Annotated in this window: 19 protein-coding genes and 1 riboswitch; of the genes, 13 read left to right on the forward strand and 6 right to left on the reverse strand. The window is 70.7% G+C overall.

The features are described from left to right. Window positions 1-12: 12 nt before the first annotated feature. Both OHS70_RS22310 and OHS70_RS22315 read right to left on the reverse strand, forming a co-directional pair. Complete coding sequence (locus OHS70_RS22310; RefSeq protein ID WP_328399752.1) at window positions 13-798, reverse strand: hypothetical protein; 786 nt, start codon at window positions 796-798, stop codon at window positions 13-15. Between the two features lie 84 nt (window positions 799-882). Next, window positions 883-1,686 (reverse strand): DUF4352 domain-containing protein, encoded by an 804-nt coding sequence (locus OHS70_RS22315; protein WP_328399754.1) that lies wholly within the window; start codon window positions 1,684-1,686, stop codon window positions 883-885. A 214-nt stretch (window positions 1,687-1,900) separates the two neighbouring features. Here OHS70_RS22315 and OHS70_RS22320 point away from each other — a divergent pair, with 214 nt between their 5' ends. The 3 genes from OHS70_RS22320 (at window position 1,901) to OHS70_RS22330 (ending at window position 6,321) form a co-directional block, all read left to right on the forward strand. After that, window positions 1,901-4,036, forward strand: a complete 2,136-nt coding sequence (locus OHS70_RS22320) for an N-6 DNA methylase (protein ID WP_328399756.1) — start codon at window positions 1,901-1,903, stop codon at window positions 4,034-4,036. A gap of 123 nt (window positions 4,037-4,159) precedes the next feature. After that, the gene (locus tag OHS70_RS22325) at window positions 4,160-4,798 is read left to right on the forward strand and encodes a hypothetical protein (RefSeq protein ID WP_328399758.1); all 639 of its coding nucleotides are present in this window, start codon (window positions 4,160-4,162) and stop codon (window positions 4,796-4,798) included. Further along, window positions 4,795-6,321, forward strand: a complete 1,527-nt coding sequence (locus tag OHS70_RS22330) for a serine/threonine-protein kinase (RefSeq protein ID WP_328399760.1) — start codon at window positions 4,795-4,797, stop codon at window positions 6,319-6,321. The genes OHS70_RS22325 and OHS70_RS22330 overlap by 4 nt, the downstream gene beginning before the upstream one ends. A 34-nt stretch (window positions 6,322-6,355) precedes the next feature. Here OHS70_RS22330 and OHS70_RS22335 read toward each other — a convergent pair whose 3' ends face one another. Then, on the reverse strand, window positions 6,356-7,279 hold the full coding sequence (locus tag OHS70_RS22335) for an SMP-30/gluconolactonase/LRE family protein (protein WP_328399762.1): 924 nt from the start codon (window positions 7,277-7,279) through the stop codon (window positions 6,356-6,358). Between the two features lie 124 nt (window positions 7,280-7,403). Here OHS70_RS22335 and OHS70_RS22340 point away from each other — a divergent pair, with 124 nt between their 5' ends. After that, a complete protein-coding gene (locus OHS70_RS22340) occupies window positions 7,404-7,844 on the forward strand; it encodes an Lrp/AsnC family transcriptional regulator (protein WP_328399764.1) in 441 nt (146 codons plus the stop codon). A 90-nt stretch (window positions 7,845-7,934) separates the two neighbouring features. Here OHS70_RS22340 and OHS70_RS22345 read toward each other — a convergent pair whose 3' ends face one another. The 3 genes from OHS70_RS22345 to OHS70_RS22355 all read right to left on the reverse strand — a co-directional run bounded on the left by OHS70_RS22345 (window position 7,935) and on the right by OHS70_RS22355 (window position 12,561). Then, window positions 7,935-8,828 carry a DUF4394 domain-containing protein gene (locus OHS70_RS22345; protein ID WP_328399766.1) on the reverse strand — a complete coding sequence of 298 codons (894 nt, stop codon included), beginning with the start codon at window positions 8,826-8,828 and terminating at the stop codon, window positions 7,935-7,937. Window positions 8,829-9,056: 228 nt separating this feature from the next. Then, on the reverse strand, window positions 9,057-9,701 hold the full coding sequence (locus OHS70_RS22350) for a DUF4328 domain-containing protein (RefSeq protein ID WP_328399768.1): 645 nt from the start codon (window positions 9,699-9,701) through the stop codon (window positions 9,057-9,059). A gap of 436 nt (window positions 9,702-10,137) precedes the next feature. Next, a complete protein-coding gene (locus tag OHS70_RS22355) occupies window positions 10,138-12,561 on the reverse strand; it encodes a YfhO family protein (protein ID WP_328399770.1) in 2,424 nt (807 codons plus the stop codon). 257 nt (window positions 12,562-12,818) lie between these two features. Between OHS70_RS22355 and OHS70_RS22360 the strand changes: the two genes are divergently transcribed. The 9 genes from OHS70_RS22360 (at window position 12,819) to OHS70_RS22400 (ending at window position 21,295) form a co-directional block, all read left to right on the forward strand. Continuing rightward, window positions 12,819-13,265, forward strand: a complete 447-nt coding sequence (locus OHS70_RS22360; protein ID WP_328399771.1) for a GtrA family protein — start codon at window positions 12,819-12,821, stop codon at window positions 13,263-13,265. Between the two features lie 156 nt (window positions 13,266-13,421). Beyond that, window positions 13,422-14,072 carry a SurA N-terminal domain-containing protein gene (locus OHS70_RS22365; RefSeq protein ID WP_328399773.1) on the forward strand — a complete coding sequence of 217 codons (651 nt, stop codon included), beginning with the start codon at window positions 13,422-13,424 and terminating at the stop codon, window positions 14,070-14,072. 19 nt (window positions 14,073-14,091) lie between these two features. Beyond that, a complete protein-coding gene (locus tag OHS70_RS22370) occupies window positions 14,092-15,066 on the forward strand; it encodes a nucleoside triphosphate pyrophosphohydrolase (RefSeq protein ID WP_328399775.1) in 975 nt (324 codons plus the stop codon). 40 nt (window positions 15,067-15,106) lie between these two features. After that, the gene (locus tag OHS70_RS22375) at window positions 15,107-16,369 is read left to right on the forward strand and encodes a cytochrome P450 family protein (RefSeq protein ID WP_328399777.1); all 1,263 of its coding nucleotides are present in this window, start codon (window positions 15,107-15,109) and stop codon (window positions 16,367-16,369) included. A 138-nt stretch (window positions 16,370-16,507) separates the two neighbouring features. After that, entirely contained in the window at window positions 16,508-17,410 is a 903-nt protein-coding gene (locus tag OHS70_RS22380; RefSeq protein WP_328399779.1) for a transglycosylase family protein, read from the forward strand. 264 nt (window positions 17,411-17,674) lie between these two features. After that, window positions 17,675-17,879, forward strand: a riboswitch (cyclic di-AMP (ydaO/yuaA leader). A 3-nt stretch (window positions 17,880-17,882) separates the two neighbouring features. Then, window positions 17,883-18,515: a transglycosylase family protein gene (locus OHS70_RS22385; protein WP_328399781.1), complete on the forward strand. Its 633-nt coding sequence runs from the start codon at window positions 17,883-17,885 to the stop codon at window positions 18,513-18,515. A 334-nt stretch (window positions 18,516-18,849) separates the two neighbouring features. Continuing rightward, window positions 18,850-20,130: a phosphopyruvate hydratase gene (eno, locus tag OHS70_RS22390; RefSeq protein WP_328399783.1), complete on the forward strand. Its 1,281-nt coding sequence runs from the start codon at window positions 18,850-18,852 to the stop codon at window positions 20,128-20,130. 125 nt (window positions 20,131-20,255) lie between these two features. Further along, window positions 20,256-20,735: an FtsB family cell division protein gene (locus tag OHS70_RS22395; RefSeq protein ID WP_328399785.1), complete on the forward strand. Its 480-nt coding sequence runs from the start codon at window positions 20,256-20,258 to the stop codon at window positions 20,733-20,735. A 32-nt stretch (window positions 20,736-20,767) separates the two neighbouring features. After that, the gene (locus tag OHS70_RS22400; RefSeq protein ID WP_328399787.1) at window positions 20,768-21,295 is read left to right on the forward strand and encodes a DUF501 domain-containing protein; all 528 of its coding nucleotides are present in this window, start codon (window positions 20,768-20,770) and stop codon (window positions 21,293-21,295) included. Window positions 21,296-21,337: the final 42 nt, after the last annotated feature.

Raw genomic sequence — 21,337 nt, forward strand, 5'->3', positions numbered from 1 at the left:
CGTCAGGTGCCCTCATTCCGGGAGCTCGAAGATGTCCTTGTCCGCGGGCTTCTTCGCCACGACCGGCTTGTCGAAGTCCGAGAAGGTGATGGTCCCCGGATCGTCGCCGCCCTTCTGGTCGATCCTGAGCAGGTACGGCTTGCCTTCGGTGGCGACGTACATCGTGTAGGTCGCGTCGCCGTCGGTCTCGGTCAGCATCAGTGCCTTGCGGCCGTCGACGGTGGTCTGCCTTCCCCGGCGCGCCTCGGTGTCGTTCGTCTCGATGTCGCCCAACAGCCTGTCGAGGTCGCACAGTTCGAGTTCCTCGGCGGCCTCCTCGTCCGAGGCGTCGGTGCGGACCCAGCGGCCCTTGAGCAGCTTCAGGGTTGCCTGCGCCTCGGCGGCGGGCTCACCCTTGAGCTCCTCCCGCAGGAAGGCCTCGTCGAAGCGGAGGTAGGCGGCACCGCCGATCTTGATGAGCTCGGCGGTGCCCGTCGAGCCGACGGACAGCGTGCCCGCGCACTTCCCGTCCTTGCCGGTGGCCATGTAGGCCTTCAGCGGCCCGTCCTCGGTCGTGAAGTCCACGTCCAGCGTCAGCGACGAGGCCTCCTTGGTGGCCTGGACGGAGCGCTCGGCGATCTCCGGGCCGGACAGGCCCGCGAACGGGCCGGCGGGTGCGGTCCGCTCCGCCCGGTCCTCGCCGATGACCGGGCCGCAGGCGGTCAGGGCGAGGGCGGCGACGGAGCAGAGAGCCGTGGAGCGCGGTGCGGTGGAGCGGAGTGCGGCGGGCGGGCGGCGGCGCGGGCTGTCGTCACGCATCTCGGTCTCCAGGAATGAAAGGTGCGGGGGAGAGGGGGGTGCCCGCGGTGAGCGGGTCCGTGGCGGACGCCGGTCCGCCCGACGTCAGAGCTTCAGCTCCCAGACGGTCGCGTTGTACTCGAAGCCCGGGCTGACCTCGACGGTCAGGTTCTTGGCGTCGGCCGGGGCGTCGAAGGCCCAGTTCGCGGTGACCTTCTTGCCGGGCAGGATGGTGCCGTCGATCGGCGCGCTGAGCTTGCCGTCGAAGATCTGCTCGGCCTCGACACCGTCCTTGCCGGCGCGGGCGTCGGCGGTGACCAGGTTGGCGTCGAACTTCTCCTTGCCGGTGTTCTCGATGACGACGGTGACCTTGTAGGCCTTGTTGCCCTTGGTGTGGCCCACGGCGAACTCGTCCGGGGTGTACGGCTTGGCGGCGGACACGGTGACGGTCAGACCGTCGTCGTACTCGGCGCCGTCGCCGGCCTCCAGCGCCTTGCCGGTGACCTCCTCGCCCTCCTCCGCCTTCTCCAGGGGCTTGTCACCGCCCGGCTTCTTCGAGGCCGAGGAGCCGTTCGCGGCCTTGTTGATCTCGTCGACCGCCTCGTCCACGGCCTTGAAGGTGATCACCGCGCCGACCACCGAGAGGATCAGCGCCACCAGGCCGAGCACCGCACCGGTGGTGGTCACTCCCTTGTTGGCGGCCTCGCCGCGCTTGACCCGGCCCCGTCCGGACAGGCCCAGGATCAGGGCGATCAGGCCGAGGATGCCCGCCAGCCAGAAGAAGAAGGGGATCAGACCGGACAGGGTGCCGATGATGCCGAGCACCAGGGCGGCCGTGCCGAGGCCGTTGCGCAGGGGCTGCGCGGGCGCATGGCCGAACGGGGGCTGCTGCTGCATGGACTGGGACATGGATGTCCTCCGGGACATGGAGATGTGGCAGGGGCTTGTGAAGACCCCGTGTAAGGACGGGTTAATAAGACCAGAGCTTGTGAACCGAGTCAACACTGTTTCAGGATGAGGATTCGGTCCACAATGTGAAAGGGTCTCTCGTCTGTGTGCTCGGTATGCTCGATGGCACAACAAGGGCGGGTACAACGGTCGTGACGGATGAGGGAGTTGGCCTGTGCCGAACAGTTCGAGCGAGGTGACCGCTGCCGGCATCGCCCGCCTGGCGGGGGTCGGACGTGCCGCGGTCAGCAACTGGCGACGTCGCCACGCCGACTTCCCCAAGCCCGTCGGCGGCACCGAGACCAGTCCGTCCTTCGCTCTCGCCGAGGTCGAGCAGTGGCTGCGCGACCAGGGGAAACTTGCCGAAGTCCCGCTCCGTGAACGGGTGTGGCAGCAGCTTGCCTCCCACCCCGCGGGCGCCGTCACCGCACTGGTCCATGCCGGCTGCACCCTGCTGCTCGTACGCGACCGGCCCACCGTCTGGCTGGAGGCGGCCGCCGTCTCCGACGAGCGGCTCGCCGAACTGCTGCCTGCCGCCCTCGACGCGGTGCTCCGCCGGCGCCTCGGCACGTCCGCCGCGTCTGTGAACATCTCCGCCGCCGGTGCCTCTGCCCCGAGAACGGATATCTCGGCCGGTCCGGTCGCCGCTGTGAACACCCCCGGCGCCGCCGCGCTGCGCCCCTCGGTCCCGCTGCTGCGCGGCGTCGCCGAACTCTCCGCCGAGCTCGGTGCCGCTCAGGCCTTCGAGTTTCTCGTCGGCCGCCAACTGGACGCCAACCCCCGCCAGTACACGCTGACTCCACCCGGCCCCGCCGCCCTCATGGCCGCGCTCGCGGGCTCCGCCCGTACCGTGCTCGACCCCGCGTCCGGCACCGGAGCCCTGCTGCGCGCCGTCGACCGCCCCGAAGCGCTGTACGCCCAGGAGGCCGACCCCGAGCTGGCCGCGGTCACCGCTCTGCGCCTCGCCCTGCACACCGACGCCGAGGTACGGGCAGGATGCGGCGACGCCCTTCGTGCCGACGCCTTCCCGCAGCTGGCCGCCGACGCGGTGCTGTGCCATCCGCCGTTCAACGAACGCAACTGGGGCCATGACGAACTCGCCTACGACCCGCGCTGGGAGTACGGCTTCCCCGCCCGTACCGAGTCCGAACTGGCCTGGGTCCAGCACGCGCTCGCCCGGCTGCGCCCCGGCGGCACCGCCGTCCTGCTGATGCCGCCCGCCGCCGCCTCCCGCCGCTCGGGCCGCCGCATCCGGGCCGGACTTCTGCGCCGCGGCGCGCTGCGGGCCGTCGTCGCCCTGCCCCCCGGCGCCGCACCGCCGTACGGCATCCCCCTGCACCTGTGGGTGCTGCGCAAACCCGATGCCGGACAGCCGCCGGCGCCCGAGGTGCTGCTCGTCGACACCACCGAGCTGGCCGGGGCGGGCGGGGGCGGCCGTGACCGGCTCGACTGGCAGGCCGTGCAGAACACGGTGCTGGAGGCCTGGCCGCCGTTCGACCGGCAGGGCACGGCCGAGGAACAGCCCGGCGTCAGCCGCTCGGTCCCCGTCATCGAACTCCTCGACGACGACGTGGATCTGGCTCCCGCCCGGCATCTGCCGCCGGCCGCCGGCGGCGGGGCGGAGGAGCTGGCCCGGGTACGGGAGCGGCTGACCGACACCCTGCGGCTGACCGGCGAGCTCACCCCGCAGGCCGCTCGGTGCGCGGAGCCCGCGCACTGGCCCGCCACCACCGTCGGCGAGCTGGCCCGCGCGGGCGCGCTGGTGCTGAGCGCGGGAGCCGCGTCCACGGCCCTCACCCCGGCCCCGTCCGCTCCGAGCGAGGGCCGGACCGTCCCCGTGCTCACCGAGCAGGACGTGCTCGCCGGGACCGCCCCCTCGGGCCTGCTCGCCGGGGGCACCGACGAGGAGCCGCCGGTGCGCGTCGAGGAGGGCGATGTCGTGGTGCCCGTACTCGGCGGCGGATCCGTTGTCCGTGTCGTCGACCGGGCCACCGCAGGTGCCGCCCTCGGCCGCAACCTCCAGCTCCTGCACCCCGACCCGGACGCGCTCGACCCGTGGTTCCTGGCCGGTTTCCTGCGCGGCACCGCCAACACCCGCCAGGCCAGCAGCTATGCCTCCACCGCCACCCGGCTGGACGTCCGCCGGCTTCAGCTGCCCCGGATGCCGCTCGCGGAGCAGCAGCGTTACGGGGAGCGCTTCCGCACCCTGGCCGCCTTCGAGGACGCGCTGCGTCTGGCCGGCCGGCTCGGTGAGCAACTCGTCCAGGGACTGTACGACGGGCTGACCGACGGCACCGTGCTTCCGGAGTGACGCAGTCCACGCCCGCGGAGTGACGCATCGGACACCGAGTCCGTACAACCGGGGACCCCTTGTCCTTGTCGGTGTATACGCTCAGTCCCCTACGCCTCGTCCCCAGGCCCGTCAGGAGCAGAAATGCACGGCCACGGCTATGTGCCGCCGCAGCCCCCGCGTCCGTCGACCGGTGTGCTGGTCGCCCTGCGCGCGCTCTTCGTGGCGCTGGCACTGCTCAGTTGCGGCCTGCTGTCATGGGCGACGATGCTGCGGATCGCGATCATGCGCCGCCGCCGGCTGGACTGGGTGCTGTTCTGGGTGAGCCTCGGCCTGGTGATCACGATCATGGTGGTCCTCGGCGAGTACGGCTCCGACTCGGAACTGGCCGCGACCGAGAACGACGACCTGCGGCCGGTCGACGTCGTCTTCGTCATCGTGCTGTTCGGGATGGCGATCGGGGTTCCGACGCACTACCTGGTCGCGGACATCCGCCACTACCAGGAGCCCGCCGCGGGCTGGAGGCCGCCGCAGGCGGGCTCGCCGTACTCGGCGGTCACCAATCCCTCGGCGCCGTACGGCATACCGCAGCGGCCGGCGGGATACGGCTACCCGCCCGTGCCGCACCAGGCGCAGCCCCAACCCACACCTCCGCCCACTCCCGCGCCCACCCCTCCGCCCGCACCCCCGCAGCGTGACAACCGTCCCCGCATCGACCAGGTCCGCGCCGAGCTCGACGAGCTGAGCGACTACCTCCGCAGGGAACAGGACGGCGGGCGGTGAACGGACGCGTCATCGCTAGCCGTTACGAGCTCGCCGGCCTCATCGGGCAGGGCGGCATGGGCCAGGTGTGGACGGCGTACGACGGGCGGCTCGACCGCCGGGTCGCCGTCAAGCTGCTGCGCCCCGACCTCATGGCCGCCGCCACCGCCGCCGACGAGATGCGCCGCCGGTTCGTACGCGAGTGCCGGGTGACCGCCCAGGTCACCCACCCGGGCCTGGTCACCGTCCATGACGCGGGCAACGACGGCGACGACCTGTTCCTGGTGATGCAGTACGTCGAGGGTGCGGACCTCGCCGACCATCTCGCGGAGCACGATCCGTACCCGTGGCAGTGGGCCGCCTCGGTCGCCGCCCAGCTGTGCGCGGTCCTCGGCGCCGTGCACGCGGTGCCGATCGTGCACCGCGACCTCAAGCCCCGCAACGTGATGGTGAAGCCGGACGGCACGGTCACCGTCCTCGACCTCGGCGTCGCCTCCGTCATCGACACGGACACCACCCGGCTCACCCACACCGGATCGCCCATCGGCAGCCCCGCGTACATGGCCCCCGAGCAGGCGATGGGCGGCGCGGTCGGCCCGTACACCGACCTGTACGCGCTCGGCGTGCTGCTGCACGAACTCCTCAGCGGCAACGTGCCGTTCGCGGGCTCCACCGCGCTCGGCGTACTGCACCGCCATCTGTACGAACCCCCGCTGCCCGTGCGCCAGCTGCGCCCCGACATACCCGAAGCCCTCGAAGCGCTGGTGCTGCGCCTGCTCGCCAAGGACCCGCAGCACCGCCCCTCCGGTGCGCAGGAGGTGTACGAGGCACTGGTCCCGCTGCTGCCCGCACGCGGCACGCCCCAGGGCCCGCTCGACCCGACCCGCCCGTTCCTGCGCCCGCACGCCCCCTGGCCGGACCGGGTGAGCACCCCGCCGCCACCGGTCGCCCCGCCCGCACCGGCCGCGCCCCGCCCCGATGTCGCGGCCGCGGTCGACGAGGTCAAGCGGCTGCTCGGCGACGGCAGCATCACCCAGGCCGTGGACATCCTCGGCAACATCCTCCCGGCCGCGGCCGCCGAGCACGGCGAGCACTCACCGGTGGTGCGGATCCTGCGCAAGCAGTACGCGACGACGCTGATGGACGACGGCCAGTACCGCCGCGCCCTGCCGGAACTGCGCCGCCTCGCCGACGACCGCACGGCGGAGGCCGGCCCGGCGGACCCGCAGTCCCTGCAGTTCCGCTACGACGCCGCCCAGTGCCTGGAACAGCTCGGCCAGCCGGCCGCCGCGCTCGCCGAGTACCGCGCGGTGCTGCCCCACTACGAGGTGCAGCAGAAGTCGGGCGGTACGGACGCGGGCCGGGCCTTCGACGTCCGCCACCGCATCGGCCATCTGCTGCTCGCGGTCGGCGACCACACGGCGGCCCAGCACCAGTTCCGTTCCCTGCTGTACGACGCGGAGCGCGCGTACGGTCCGTACCACCAGCTCCCGGCGGAACTGCGCCGGGCGCTGGAGCGGCAGCAGCAGTTCCGGGCGCGCTGACCGATCCGGGGCGGCCTCAGGACAAGGGTGGGAATCAAAGGGCCGTCGCTGCCGCCGTAACCCCCATGACCAGTGAGTAGAGCGTGTCGTTCGCCGTGATGAAGAGACGGTTCCTCTTCGGGCCGCCGAAGCGGATGTTGGAGACCGTGTTGGGCACCAGGATGCGGCCGAGCAGGGTCCCGTCCGGGGCGTAGCAGTGCACTCCGTCATCCATGGCCGCGGCCCAGAGGTGGCCGGCGCCGTCGAAGCGGAGGTTGTCGAAACGGGCGTCCTTACGGGACTTGGCCTCGGCGAAGATCTCGCCCTTCGACAGCGTGCCGTCATCACGTACGTCGAAGACCCGGATGAAGCCTGCCCGGGTGTCGGAGACGAACAGTTGCCGCTCGTCGGCCGAGAAGACCAGGCCGTTCGGGGCGCCGAAGCAGTCGGCCACCAGGTGCACCGAGCCGCTGTCCGGGTCGATCCGGTAGACGTTGTTGGAGCCGATCTCGCTGTCGGCGCGGTGGCCCTCGTAGTCGCTGGTGATGCCGAAGTCCGGGTCGGAGAACCAGATGGATCCGTCGGACTTCACCGCGGCGTCGTTCGGGCTGTTGAGCCGCTTGCCCTGCCAGCGGTCGGCCAGCACCGTGACCGTGCCGTCGTGCTCGGTGCGGGTCACCCGGCGGTTGCCCTGTTCGCAGGTGATCAGGCGGCCCTCGCGGTCGAGGGTGTTGCCGTTGGTGTGTCCGGCGGCGCGGCGGAAGACACTGACCGCGCCGGTCTCCTCGTCCCAGCGCAGCATCCGGTCGTTGGGGATGTCGCTCCAGATCAGCTGGCGCCAGGCCGGTATGTACAGCGGTCCCTCCGCCCAGCGGGAGCCCACGTGCAGCGTCTCCAGTTGCAGATCACCCGCGGCGCACTTCTCCGTGCGGAACCTGTCGTCGAGCACTTCGTACAGCGCGGGGCGGCCGGTGGCCATGTCCGTTCTCCCTCAGTCGTTCCGAGTTCCAAGAGCTGAACTGCATCCTGCTGATGTTGAGTATTACAGGATGGAGTATGGTCAACGCACCACATTGGATGGAACTGGTTCGGAGGAGGGTGTCATGGATGATGTGGACCGGAAGCTGCTGAACCTGCTGCAGGAGGACGCCACACAGGCATACGCCGCCCTGGGCAAGGCCGTTGGGCTCTCCGCGGGTGCGGCTCATGAACGGGTGCGCAAGCTGCGGGAGTCGGGGGTGATCCGCCGCACGGCGGTCGAGGTGGACCCCGCCGCGGTCGGCGGCGCGGTGCTGGCCTTCGTCATGGTCGACTCGTCCGCCTGGATGGGCGACTCCGGCGAGTGTTTCGCCGCGATCCCCGAGCTGCAGGAGGCCCACATCATCGCGGGCAGCGCATCGGTCCTGGTCAAGGTCAGGACGGGGACGACCGAACAACTCCAGGACGTCCTGCGGAGGTTGTACGAGATCGAGGGCGTCAGCGGCACTCAGGCGACGGTGGCTCTGGAGACGTTCTTCGAGAGGCCGGTGTCGACGGGAGCCTGAAGTGCCCGTCCCGGGGGCGCCCGCCCGGCCGTGCTGTGCCGGAGCGTCCGCTCCGGCACAGCGGCCGAGCCATGCGACGGGGCCATGTGGTCAGCGCTGGTTCAGGGGCAGCATGACGTCGTAGATCTTGCGCTGGTTCAGGGGCAGGGCGACGTCGACGACCTGCCGGTCGGACGGGAAGGCTCCCAGGTTGGTGGCGACGCCGTCCAGGATGTCGACCCTGTAGAAGCCGTACGAGCCGTTGGACCGCAGGGCGGCGTAGCCCTGGTTGGCGCCGGACTTGGGCCAGTAGTAGATGTCGAAGCCGGCGGAGGGGCCCACGTCGAGCCCGAGGTCGCCGGTCGGGGCGAGGGTGCCCGCGTTCGCCGGGGACTGGATCGCGACCCGGTCGTTGTTGGTGTCGATGTCGAACAGCGTGGTCGCCGTCGCCGGATTCAGGTCGTTGTTGGTGTAGGCCGCGCCGGTCACGCCGAGAGCCGTCGAGGGCGGCACGATCGGGTTGGTCAGTGTTCCGTCGCTGATGGTGACCAGCGGTGCCGAGGGATCGTCGATGTTGTGGCGGAGGTTCTGCCCGGTGTCGCTGATGATCCGGAGCCGGTTCGCCGCCGGGTTGAAGTCCACCCCGAACAGCGCGCCGAACAGGGGGATCGTGAGCTGGGAGACCTTCGTCGCCTGAGCGGTGCTCGTGTTCAGGGTGTAGATGCCGCCCAGGTCGCCGACCCCGTACAGCCGGCCGTCCTGTACCCGGTAGTCGATGCCCACCAGAGCGGTGTCCGGTGTCAGTCCGCTCACCGCGCCGATCGGACGGACGTCACGGGGGCGATTGACGGGGAACTGCACCAGCCGTTGGTCGCTGGTCAGCCCAGTCACCTTCAACCCGACCCGGCCCAGTCCGTCATCACTGAGGGCCGTGTCGGCTGCACTCGCCGGCGCAGCCGTGGACACTGCGGCCGCGAGGGCGAGAGCGATTACTGCTGCACGCATGAAATCTCCGAGATCGCTTCGGACGCCCCATCCGATGAGGTGTCAACAAGCCGACGATAAGCATGCAAATTGCCGCATAGCGTGATGACAGGACCCAGAAGGCGTCGGCCGGTGCCCCGATCGAGGGAATGGCGGACGGCAGCGTCCGAAGACGCCTGTGACGACCCGCCCGCCCGCGTCGCGCGCGGACACGGGCGGGTCGTCACCCTTGCGCGTCACGGTCGGAGTTCAGGCGACGGCAACCGCCGGCTCCGCGCCGCGCAGCGCCTTGGTGTGCTGCATCTGCGTGAGCTTGTGGACGAAGAGGGCGGCGAGGACGGCCGCGGCGACTTCCACCAGGCACGCGACGATGAGCAGGTCAAAGGCCGTACCCACCTCGGGAAGGGACTCGGCCGTATCGATACGGAAGTTGGCGAGCTTGGTGAAGAACCAGCTGGCCAGAAGTGCCGTCCACCACAGATTGACTGGATTGAAGGGAGGCTCGGCGCCGATGTACGGGTCCTTGCGGCTCGCTCTCCACACCTCCGCCGCGATCCCGAACGGGATGAACAGGTTCCCGATGGGGATGAACCAGCCGCCGATCGCCCAGCCGCGCCCCCGGGTGAGCAGATCCGGAGCGAAGACCTGGGCGTTGCCCCGCACCCGGTAGAACCACACGATGAAGACGACGATCGTCGCCAGGTACACCAGTCTCGTCAGCCCCTCCACGATGTTCACCCACTGTTCGATCCGCTCGATGCGTTCGATGGAGTACCCGCTGAGGCCCTGGGAGCTGTCGAGCGCCTGCCCGAGGTTGAAGACGACTGCAACAGCGACGACGTCGAAGACGAGGATGACGCAGAGCAGCGTCACGACGGCGCGTCCGAGTCCCACCGGGGACCGCAGTACCGCAATCGGTCCTGATATCGGCATCGCGGGACCGGCCGGAGGCGGAGCGGCGTTCGCAGCGGCCACCGCGCAGCCGTCACAGAGACCTTCGCCGGTCGTGGCCGGATGCATCCCGCATGTGGCGCAGAGCATGACTGAGAACCCCCACAGATGATCAAGAGAGCGGCATCCCCTCCCCAGGGACGGCCGTGAGGCGGAACATATGTCGCTGGTACGCCCCCGGTCCAGCTCGATTCCCCTGCTCATCCGCCGTCCAGCTGCGGGACTGGGCCACGCGGCCGCCAGGATGCGGGCCCGCGCAGAGGCTGACGCGCACTCCTGCCGGACCTGCCCCTCCCCGGGGGCCGGCGTCCGGTTCTTCGTGTCCACGACGCCGCGCCGGCCACGGTGATGACGAGGTCCGCAGCGCCGGCCGACTCCGTCAGGCCGCCGCGACCACGTCCGAGACCGGGGACGGCCGGGTCTCCTTCGGCCTGTGACGCCGGGTCAGCAGGGCAAGCACCAGCAGCGCCAGCAGACCTGCCGCCCCCATCGCCGAGCCGGCCGTCAGACCCGGGGTGCGGAACGAGCAGGCGATGCGCGTGCGGGAGCCGTCCAAGGGCACGGAGACCAGGCCGAGGTACGACCCGGCGGGGCGGCCGTCGCAGCTCCAGCCCTCGATCGCGGGCATGGCGAAGACGGCCCTCCCCTTGGTACCGGGCGGCAGCTGTGCGCTGACGCCGTTGCCCAGGACCTCGACCGACACCGCCCCGGACGCCTTGAGGCCGGCCACGGCGGCGTTCAGCCGCCCCGTGTCCAGGCATTCGACCGTCGCGCGGCGCGGCGCGCCCCCGTCGTACGAGACACGCGCGCCCGGGGTGGTCACCGTGCCCAGCGGGGTGAGCGCGGCGCGCCGCTTCGGCTGTCCGCCGCGCAGCTTCACGCCCGCGCGGCTGCCGAGCCGCGCCGTGCCGGTGAAGTCGGGTGCCCACAGGTAGACCTCGGTGCCGACCGGACACGCGCCCCGGACCGCGGGGGAGTAGACGTCCGCGCCGAGGAGCAGCTCCTGGTTGCGGAACGGCGAGCGGCCGTAGACGGGCGAAGGCCCCGGCGGACGTACCGTGACCAGCGGGGGGACGGAGGTCCGTTCGGCCACCGGCTCCTGGCCGAGGGGAGCTTGCACCCGCGCGCCGATCGAGAAGACCGCGTCGGTGACCGGGTTGTCCAGCGACTGCAGATTGCGGCCGTTGGAGGTCCATCCCGTGCCCAGCGCCGCCATCGTGCGGGTGAGCACGGCGGGCGTGTGGCTGCTGTAGTACGAGGCTCCCTGACCTCCGATCAGCATCGGGTCGTTGCCGGCGATCTGCGGCCGGCCGGTGTCGGTGCGGTACGCGGGCCACCCGTCGGCCGCGACGACGGCAGCCGCGCGCTCGGTGTGCGCCTCGCCCCACGGCGGGTAGTCGTCGAACCGGCCGAGGCGGATGCGGTCGGCGTACGCGGTCGTCGCCGCGGCCTGGCCGACGAGCGCGCCGGTGAGCAGGAAGGCCGCGGCGGCCACGTGCCGGCCGCGCCGGGCGGATGTCGCCTTGCCGGCCAGGAGCTGCCCGCGCCGGGCGAGCACCAGCCCGCCCACGACCGCCGCGAGGCCGATGCCGAACAGCGGCAGCGCAAAGACCGTGGCCGGACGGCCGCCGGCGCCCGCGAGCGCGATCGCCGTGACGACCGCACCGCCACCGAGCAGGGCGCGCCGGTCCGGCCAGCCCTCGGACAGACACATCCAGGCGGTGATCACCACGATGCCGGCGAGGACGAACGTCTGCCGGTAGGGGCTGCCGTTGGGGGTGGCGAAGACATGCCACACCAGATGCGTGGGCCCCCACTGCAGGGACAGGGTGACCAGGGCCGTCAGCCCGGTCCACAGCCACCGCACCCGACCCGGCACCGCCCGGTTGAAGGCGAGCGCACAGGCCAGCAGAAGCGTTGCGCCACCGATGAAGAGGGCAGGAGTGGCGAAGGTGTACGTCGCCGGCAGCGTGCGCGCGAACACATCCGTCCAGCTCACGGGTGCGAACTGCTTGGTCCACCCGGGGTGGGCCAGCTTCGACCCGAGGTACACCGGCAGCAGCAGGGGCGCGGCCAGTGCGACCCCCACCAGTACGGTCCGGGCGGCGCGCACCAGGACGCCAAGACGTTCCCGTGCCGGCGAGGGCTCCCGCAGCAGGGACACGGCCAGCACCAGGGCCGCGCCGAGGGTCGCCATGTACGCGGTGTAGAAGTTGCCGATCCAGGCCATGGCGACGATCGCGGGCCCCAGCAGCGGCCGCCGTCCGGCCCGCGCCCACTCACCGGCCAGGCACAGCAGCGGGAAGGCGATCAGCCCGTCCAGCCACATCACGTTGTAGGAGGCCTCCAGGACCGACCAGCCGCACAGCGCGTACGAGGCGCCGAGCACGCCCGCCATCCACCGGCGGCCCCTGCCCTTGTGCAGCGCGATGAGCAGCCAGGTCATGGCGGCCGCGGCGGCGGCCGTCTTCAGCAGCATCAGCACGTACACGGCCAGGTCGATCCGGTCCCGTGGGAAGACCCCGACCAGCACGGCGAACGGGCTCGACACGTACGTCCCGAGGTCCGGCAGAAAGCTTGTGCCGAAGCCGGACTGCCAGTTGACGAGAAGTCCGCCGTCCGCGCGCCCGTGCAGCAGATCCCACAGGTGCGCATGGAACGGGATGAACTGGTTGCCGAGGTCGTTCACACTGCGGTTGCGCGGCCCGAACGGAAAGACGCGGGCGACGGCGTCGCCCGCGCACACGGTCGCGAGGGTGATCAGCGCGGCGACGCCGGCGGCACGGCTGCGTGCGGGAGGCATATCGACATGATGCGTTAAATGTGACAGGAGGGATTGTCAAAGCCCCCGGTGCGCCTTCCCGTTCATGAAATGGTCGCCTGCTCGTCATCGAACGGGCCGTGCCCCCCTCTGGGCCGCATCGCGCCGGGGTGCTGCCCCTGGCGTGGTCAGGGCACGCGGCCCGGCCGCCGGTGTGGCCCTGGTGAGCGGTGAGGGGCGATCCGGGATATGTCACTCTTCTCGTAGCGGCACCGGCGTACGGGGGAGTTGGCAAGACAATGACGGTCCAGGTCCAGATGGTCAGATTCGCCCTGGTGGGGGTGGTGAACACCGGGACGTACTACGGCATGTATCTCGTCCTCCTGACCTGGCTGCCGTATGTCGCGGCGCATGTCGTCGCGTTCCTGCTGAGCATGATCGGGTCCTTCTTCCTCACCTCGTACTTCACGTACCGGACCCGCCCCACCTGGCGGAAGTTCCTGCTCTTCCCGCTCACCAACGTGGCGAACTTCGTGCTCACCACGAGCGGGGTCTACCTGCTGGTCGACGTCCTCCACCTCGGCAGCCGGTACGCCCCGCTGATAGCGGCGGCCGCGGCGATCCCGATCACGTTCGTGGTCTCCCGGACGATCATGCTCCGCCCGGACCGCGCCACGCCCGGCGCCGTGTCCGGGGAGGAGGCAGCCCCCGAGCGGGCGGTCGCGCGGCAGTCCGGCAACGTCTGACATCCGCCGGGCGGCATCCGCCGCGCATCCCGGGCTCCAGGCGAATCGTTGCTCCAATCAGTAGCCGCGAAGTAGTGGCCCACGCCACTCGGACTGCCTAACATCGATCACCGCAGGACTTTGTGCACTGCCGCACAAACTCACCGGGAGGCCCCGTTGCACCGCCGTCGTCGCACCGCGCTCACCGTCTCCGCCGCACTCCTCGCCGCCTCGCCGCTCCTGTCCGCCTGTGGCAACGAGGCCCATCCGGGGGCCGCCGCCGTCGTCGGGGGCCAGCGCATCGAGGTGTCCACCGTCCAGGCGGAGGTCAAGGACGTGCGCAATGCGCAGCAGGCCTCGCCCCAGGCCGCACAGCTGATCAAGGACAGCGGTCAGCTCGGGCGGGTCAAGCTCTACGACCTCATCGTCGACCGGGTCGTGCAGCGCGCCGCGGACGACGCCGGCGTCACGGCCAGCCGCAAGGAGATCCAGGACGCCCGGTCCGTGCTGGTGCAGCAGTCCGGCGGCCAGGAGCAGCTCGCCGCCATGTATCTGCAGCAGCGCGGCATCGCCCCGGACCAGCTCGACGACGTCGTGCGCCGGGATGTCCTCGTGAGCAAGATCGCCGCCCGTCTGGGGGCGTCGAACAGCCCCGAGGGCCAGCAGAAGATGAACGAGACGTTCACCGCGGCCGCCAAGGCGCTGGACATCGACGTCAACCCCCGCTACGGCGCCTGGGACGACGAGAAGCTCGAGCTCGGCAGCTACAAGGCCCCCTGGATCACCCAGGTCACCAAGGCCGAGGAGCCCGTCGAGACCGGTGCCTGAGCCGGGGTAGGTTCGACGGGTGACCGAAGAAGCATCTGTCGCCCCCGGCCGTATCGTCCTGCTCACCGCGAGCCATCGCGTCGCACCCGGACTGCTGTCCTGGCCGGCGTGGCAGGCGCTGCACGCAGCCGACCAGGTGCTGTGCGCCGACGACGAGCATCCGCAGCTGCCGTATCTGCGCGAGGCCGGTATCGCCGTCGAGGAGGCCGCGCCCACCGCGCAGGAGATCGTCGACGCCTGCGCCGGGGGCCGTACGGTCGTCTATGTCACCGTCGGCGAGGGCGACCGGGCCCTGACCGACGGTCTGGCCCGCCTCGCCGGATCGGGCCGGGTGCGGATGCCGGACCTCGAGCTGCTTCCCGGCTCGTACGACCTGCCCGGCGCACGGCTGCTCGATCTCGTCCAGGTCATGGACCGGATCCGCAGGGAGTGCCCCTGGTCCTCGCAGCAGACCCATAAGGGCCTCGCCAAGTACGGGATCGAGGAGGCGTACGAACTCGTCGAGGCCATCGAGGAGGGCGATCGCGACGAGCTGCGCGAGGAGCTCGGGGACGTACTCCTCCAGGTCGTCTTCCATTCGCGCATCGCCGAGGAGGACGCCGACGAGCCGTTCTCGATCGACGACGTCGCCGGCACCATCGTCACCAAGCTGATCCACCGGCACCCGCATGTCTTCGGCGACGAGACCGCCGAGACGGCCGAGGACGTCAAGGCGCACTGGCTGCGCACCAAGGCGATCGAGAAGCAGCGCGACTCGGTCACGGACGGCGTCCCGCTCGGCCAGCCGGGCCTCGCCCTGGCGGCGAAACTCGCCTCCCGGGTGCGTACGGCAGGTCTCGACGTACCCCTGCCCGCGGGCCCGGGTATCGGCTACGAGCTCCTGGCCCTCGCCGCGCGGGCGGAAGCGGACGGCACCGACCCGGAGGCGGCACTGCGGGCGGCGGCCCGAGCGTACCGGGACGCGATCCGGGCGGCGGAGGGCCAGGCCGGATAGGGGGCACGCGCGGCCCGCTGGTGCCGGATAACGTCGTGGCGTGAACGACGCATCCACCACCCCTGAACTCTTCACCTGGGAGTTCGCCACCGACCCCTACCCCGCCTACGCCTGGCTGCGCGAGCACGCCCCTGTGCACCGCACCGCGCTGCCCAGCGGGGTCGAGGCCTGGCTGGTGACGCGGTACGCGGATGCGCGGCAGGCGCTCGCGGACCAGCGGCTGTCCAAGAACCCGGCGCATCACGACGAGCCGGCGCACGCCAAGGGGAAGACGGGCATCCCCGGCGAGCGCAAGGCCGAGCTGATGACGCATCTGCTGAACATCGACCCGCCCGATCACACCCGGCTGCGCCGCCTCGTCTCCAAGGCGTTCACTCCGCGCCGGGTCGCCGAGTTCGCGCCGCGCGTGCAGGAGCTCACGGACCGGCTCATCGACGACATCTTCGAGAAACAGCACAGCGCGGAGAAGGGGGAGGCCGACCTCATCCATGAGTTCGCCTTCCCGCTGCCCATCTACGCCATCTGCGACATGCTCGGCGTACCGCGCGAGGACCAGGACGACTTCCGCGACTGGGCCGGAATGATGATCCGGCATGGCGGCGGCCCGCGCGGCGGAGTCGCCCGCTCGGTGAAGAAGATGCGGGGATATCTCGCGGAGTTGATCCACCGCAAACGGGAGGAACCGGGCGACGACTTGATCTCGGGGCTCATCAAGGCGTCCGACCACGGCGAGCACCTCACCGAGAACGAGGCCGCGGCGATGGCCTTCATCCTTCTCTTCGCCGGCTTCGAGACCACCGTCAACCTCATCGGCAACGGTATGTACGCGCTGCTGCGCAACCCCGTTCAGCGCGAGCGGCTGGAGCGCTCCCTCGCGGCCGGCGAGAGCGAGCTGCTGGCGACCGGGGTCGAGGAACTGCTGCGCTACGACGGGCCGGTGGAGCTCGCGACCTGGCGCTTCGCCACCGAGCCGCTCACCATCGGCGGGCAGTCCATCGCCGCGGGAGACCCCGTGCTCGTCGTACTGGCGGCAGCCGACCGCGACCCGGAGCGCTTCAGCGATCCGGACACGCTCGACCTGTCCCGGAGCGACAACCAGCACCTCGGGTACGGGCACGGCATCCACTACTGCCTCGGTGCGCCGCTGGCCAGGCTGGAGGGCCAGACCGCGCTCGCGACGCTGCTCCGAAGAATGCCGGATGTGCGACTTGCGGGCGATCCGGCCGATTTGCGGTGGCGTGGGGGACTCATCATGCGTGGATTGCGCACTCTGCCCGTTGAGTTCACACTTTCCGGAAACTGACGCACGATCAATATCGTGACTTTCACGTGATCTCCGCTGCATCGACTTGTGACTCACGTGCGATCCGACTACGTTCACCGTCGACTCGGCCGTACCAGCAGGCACGCAGTCATCTGTAGTCACGCGAAAGGCAACCGCATGCGCTCCGGGAACGGACGGCACCGCCGACCCCGTCAGGCTCCGGCACTCCTCGTCGCGGCGGGGGTGACCGGCTCCGCCATCGCCATTCCGCTGCTCGGCGCCGGATCCGCCTCCGCGGCGGAAGGGGCCACATGGGACCGCGTCGCCGAGTGCGAGAGCGGTGGCATGTGGAGTGCCGACCTCGACAACGGGTACTACGGCGGGCTGCAGTTCTCGCAGGAGACCTGGGAGGACTACGGCGGCACGGCGTACGCGCCCAGCGCCGACCTCGCCAGCCGCTCCCAGCAGATAGCCGTCGCCGAGAAGGTGCTCGACGCGCAGGGGCCCGAGGCATGGCCCATGTGCGGTGCGATCGCCGGGCTGCAGGGCGATGACGCCGCGGCCGGTGTCGATCCGGGTGTGGAGCTGGGCGAGGTGGTGTCACCGGAGCCGAGCGCTCCGGCCGGGTCGAAGGATCCCGGCACGAGTGACGTGCCGAAGAGCACGCAGGACAAGTCGGATTCAAAGGGTGAATCAGGCACATCGAACCAGGCGGGGCAGTCCGACCCGACCGAGGACGCTTCCGGGGATCCGGCCCCCGAGGGTGCCGACGCGTCGAACGGCACCGGTAAGCACCGGGGTGAACCCGCTCCCGACGAGGCGGAATCGGGTAGTACGGACAAGGATCGTGAAACGGGCCGTCATGCCTCACGTGGCGACAGTTCGGAGCGGGCGGCCGCGGAAGCGGACGCCGAGCCCGGCGCGTACACCGTCCGGCCCGGCGACAGCCTGTGGGCCATCGCCGACGAGCGCGAGGTGTCCGGCGGCTGGAAGGCGATCTACCAGGCCAACGAGGAGACCGTCGGCGCCGACCCCGATCTCATCCTCCCCGGCCAGAGCCTTGATCTCGATCTGAAGTAGCGGCAGTTCGCGGCGTTATGTCCGTTCTGTTCGAGTGAGACAAGGGTCTCTTTGCGGCAACTCGCGTACCGCGCTTGCGCGATCCGGCCATCTCGGGTCTGACCTGCGAAAAAGGGACTTTCCATCCGTCCGGTTCGGGTGATTTCTCCCCGATGTTCACGCTTTGAACATCGGGGAGAGCTGTGTCTACGGTCTGACCGCTCGCCATCGCGGGCCCCGTCGACCGTCACGCCGAATCCTGCCGCCGGTCGGGGGGAACAGTCGTCGCTCACAGCGCCGTAGGCAGGAGCGGGGGACCCAAGGTAAGTGCCGGGCCCGGACGTTGAGACCGACGGACGGAACCGGCTTGGGGTGAAGCCGCGCACCAGGTGCGCGGCCGGGCACTCGTCCCGTGGTTCCTGACGGAACCGGGGACACCCCACCGGCCCGAACCCGACAGCTCACCTCGCAGGCGTCGGTGAGGAGATGTCCCATGCTGCGCGCCACCACGCTCAAGCGCCGTCGCCCGTCCAAGGCCACCCGTTTCGCCACGCTCGTCGGCGTCACCGGTGCCGCCATCGCCGTCCCCGTCCTCGGTGCCACCTCCGCGTCCGCCGCGACCGCGTCCGAGTGGGACACCGTCGCCCAGTGCGAGTCCGGCGGCAACTGGTCCGTCAACACCGGCAACGGTTTCTACGGCGGACTGCAGTTCTCCGCCTCCACCTGGGCCGCATACGGCGGCTCCGCCTATGCCGCGACCGCCGACCAGGCGTCGAAGTCGCAGCAGATCGAGATAGCCGAGAAGGTCCTCGCCGGCCAGGGCAAGGGCGCGTGGCCGCACTGCGGCGTGAACCTGTCCAGCGCCCCGTACGCCGGCGGCGCCGATGCCGCGAAGCCCGCCCCGAAGCGGGCCGAGGCCCCGGTCACCCGTTCCGAGCGCCCGGCGGCCCCGGCGAAGAAGGCCGCCAAGAAGGCCGAGTACAAGGTCAAGGCCGGCGACACCCTGAGCTCGATCGCCAAGGCCGAGAAGGTCAAGGGCGGCTGGAAGAAGCTGTACGACCTGAACAAGGACGTCATCAAGGACGTCAATGTGATCAACCCGGGTCAGCTGCTCCGCCTGGGCTGACCCCCTCCGGGGACGCTCGGCGTCCCCAGGGGCTCCCGCACACCGGTGGACCCGGCGGACCACCGGCCGCCGCGGCAGGCCCCGTCCCCCACTCGCCCCGGTCCGGCGCACCCTTCCCCCCTTGGTGCCGGACCGGGGTTCAGTCCTTCCGGCCCGCGGAAGTGGTTACCGACGGGTAGATCCGGCACCATTTGTCCGGCAGCGGCGGTCTTGATGCCCTTTTTCGTCCCAGGGGGCGGGCATCGGGCAGCCGATGCCCGCGAGGCGGTTAGGCTCTTGCCGCAAGGCCAAAGAGACCTGCACTACCAGCGTCACATCCCAGAAGGAGATGCTCGTGCCGTCCATCGACGTCGTCGTAGCCCGGGAAATCCTGGACTCCCGAGGCAACCCCACGGTCGAGGTCGAGGTTGGCCTCGACGACGGCAGCACGGGTCGTGCTGCCGTTCCGTCCGGCGCCTCCACCGGTGCATTCGAGGCCCTCGAGCTCCGCGACGGTGACCAGAACCGCTACCAGGGCAAGGGCGTCGAGAAGGCCGTCCTCGCCGTCATCGAGCAGATCGGCCCGGAGCTCGTCGGTTACGACGCCACCGAGCAGCGCCTGATCGACCAGGCGATGTTCGACCTGGACGCCACCCCGGACAAGTCCTCGCTCGGTGCCAACGCCATTCTCGGCGTCTCCCTCGCCGTGGCACACGCCGCGTCCGAGGCCTCCGACCTGCCGCTGTTCCGCTACCTCGGCGGCCCGAACGCGCACCTGCTGCCCGTTCCGATGATGAACATCCTGAACGGCGGCTCGCACGCCGACTCCAACGTGGACATCCAGGAGTTCATGATCGCGCCGATCGGTGCGGAGTCCTTCTCCGAGGCCCTGCGCTGGGGCACCGAGGTGTACCACACCCTCAAGAAGGTCCTGAAGCAGAAGGGCCTGTCCACCGGCCTCGGCGACGAGGGCGGCTTCGCGCCGAACCTCGACTCCAACCGCGCCGCCCTGGACCTGATCCTCGAGGCCGTCAAGGAAGCCGGCTACGCCCCCGGCAAGGACATCGCGCTCGCGCTCGACGTCGCCGCCTCCGAGTTCTACAAGGACGGCGCCTACGAGTTCGAGGGCAAGGCCCGCTCGGCCGCCGAGATGACCGAGTACTACGAGGAGCTCGTCGCCTCGTACCCGCTGGTCTCCATCGAGGACCCGCTGTTCGAGGACGACTGGGCCGGCTGGAAGGTCCTCACCGACAAGCTGGGCACCAAGGTGCAGATCGTCGGCGACGACCTCTTCGTCACCAACCCGGAGCGCCTGGCCCGTGGCATCGAGGACGGCGCGGCCAACGCCCTGCTCGTCAAGGTCAACCAGATCGGTTCGCTGACCGAGACGCTGGACGCCGTGGAGCTTGCCCAGCGCAACGGCTTCAAGTGCATGATGTCCCACCGCTCCGGTGAGACCGAGGACGTCACCATCGCCGACCTGGCCGTCGCCACCAACTGCGGACAGATCAAGACCGGCGCCCCGGCCCGCTCCGAGCGCGTCGCCAAGTACAACCAGCTGCTGCGTATCGAGGAAATCCTCGACGACGCGGCGGTGTACGCGGGACGCAGCGCGTTCCCGCGCTACAAGGACTGATCACCGGCCGGGGCACCGCGTGATCCCTGGCTGATCACCGGCTGACGCCCTGTCGTCCGTACGTCCCCGGCCACGGTCCCGTACCGTGTCCGGGGACGTACGCGTGTGAAGGGGAGGCGAGAGGAATGGCACGCAGGCCGGACGCGGACCGGTTCTCCACCGCGACGAGACTGCGGCTGCTCGGCGAGCAGACCGCCGCCCGCGTCTACCGGTCCCAGAGCCGCCGCCAGGCCCGCCGCTCCCGGCTCACCGGACGCGCCGCCTTTCTGGCCCTGGTCGTCTGCTCCCTGGTCGTCGCGCTCGCCTACCCGATGCGTCAGTACGTGTCCCAGCGCGCCGAGATCGCCGAACAGCAGCGCCGGATGGCCGAGGCCCGCCAGCGGGTCGAGGAACTCCGCGACGAGAAGGCGCGTCTCCAGGACGACATGTACATCCAGCGGCTGGCCCGCGAGCATCTGCACTATGTGCGCCCGGGCGAGACCGGCTTCATCACCGTGATCGACCCCAGGGCCGCCGAGGAGCGCCGGGACGACGAGAGCACGGCCGACCGCCCCTGGTACTCGAACGTCTGGAACGGCGTGGACAACGCCGACCGCAACAAGTAGCGCAACAGCGAACCCGAAGCAGCAAGGCAGGCATGGAAACCCCTCCTCCCACCACCGACCACACCGAGCCCACCGCCGCGGACATCGCCGCGTTCAAGGAGCAGCTCGGCCGGCCGCCGCGCGGTCTGCGCGCGATCGCGCACCGCTGCCCCTGCGGTCAGCCGGACGTCGTCGAGACCGCTCCCCGGCTTCCCGACGGGACCCCGTTCCCGACGCTGTACTACCTGACGTGCCCGCGGGCCGCGTCCGCGATCGGCACGCTCGAGGCGAACGGCGTCATGAAGGAGATGTCGGAGCGCCTGGCGAGTGACCCGGAGCTCGCGGCGGCCTACCGCGCCGCGCACGAGGACTACATCGCGCGCCGGGACGCCATCGAGGTGCTCAAGGACTTCCCCAGCGCGGGCGGTATGCCCGACCGAGTGAAGTGCCTGCACGTCCTGGTCGGCCACTCCCTCGCGGCCGGTCCCGGCGTCAACCCGCTGGGCGACGAGGCGATCGCGATGCTGCCGGAGTGGTGGGCCAAGGGTCCGTGCGTGTCGCCCTGCCCGGACGAGGCCTGACACCGACCGCGGGCAGCGCCCCCGGTTCCCAGCCGATACCAA

The sequence above is a fragment of the Streptomyces sp. NBC_00390 genome (assembly GCF_036057275.1).
Classification (GTDB): domain Bacteria; phylum Actinomycetota; class Actinomycetes; order Streptomycetales; family Streptomycetaceae; genus Streptomyces.

Coding starts and splice junctions, on each gene's coding strand:
- OHS70_RS22335 (WP_328399762.1), bottom strand. CDS start 7,279: ATGGCCACCGGCCGCCCCGCGCTGTACGAAGTGCTCGACGACAGGTTC.
- OHS70_RS22340 (WP_328399764.1), top strand. CDS start 7,404: ATGGATGATGTGGACCGGAAGCTGCTGAACCTGCTGCAGGAGGACGCC.
- OHS70_RS22325 (WP_328399758.1), top strand. CDS start 4,160: ATGCACGGCCACGGCTATGTGCCGCCGCAGCCCCCGCGTCCGTCGACC.
- OHS70_RS22345 (WP_328399766.1), bottom strand. CDS start 8,828: ATGCGTGCAGCAGTAATCGCTCTCGCCCTCGCGGCCGCAGTGTCCACG.
- OHS70_RS22385 (WP_328399781.1), top strand. CDS start 17,883: ATGCTGCGCGCCACCACGCTCAAGCGCCGTCGCCCGTCCAAGGCCACC.
- OHS70_RS22380 (WP_328399779.1), top strand. CDS start 16,508: ATGCGCTCCGGGAACGGACGGCACCGCCGACCCCGTCAGGCTCCGGCA.
- OHS70_RS22355 (WP_328399770.1), bottom strand. CDS start 12,561: ATGCCTCCCGCACGCAGCCGTGCCGCCGGCGTCGCCGCGCTGATCACC.
- OHS70_RS22310 (WP_328399752.1), bottom strand. CDS start 798: ATGCGTGACGACAGCCCGCGCCGCCGCCCGCCCGCCGCACTCCGCTCC.
- OHS70_RS22360 (WP_328399771.1), top strand. CDS start 12,819: ATGACGGTCCAGGTCCAGATGGTCAGATTCGCCCTGGTGGGGGTGGTG.
- OHS70_RS22395 (WP_328399785.1), top strand. CDS start 20,256: ATGGCACGCAGGCCGGACGCGGACCGGTTCTCCACCGCGACGAGACTG.
- OHS70_RS22315 (WP_328399754.1), bottom strand. CDS start 1,686: ATGTCCCAGTCCATGCAGCAGCAGCCCCCGTTCGGCCATGCGCCCGCG.
- OHS70_RS22400 (WP_328399787.1), top strand. CDS start 20,768: ATGGAAACCCCTCCTCCCACCACCGACCACACCGAGCCCACCGCCGCG.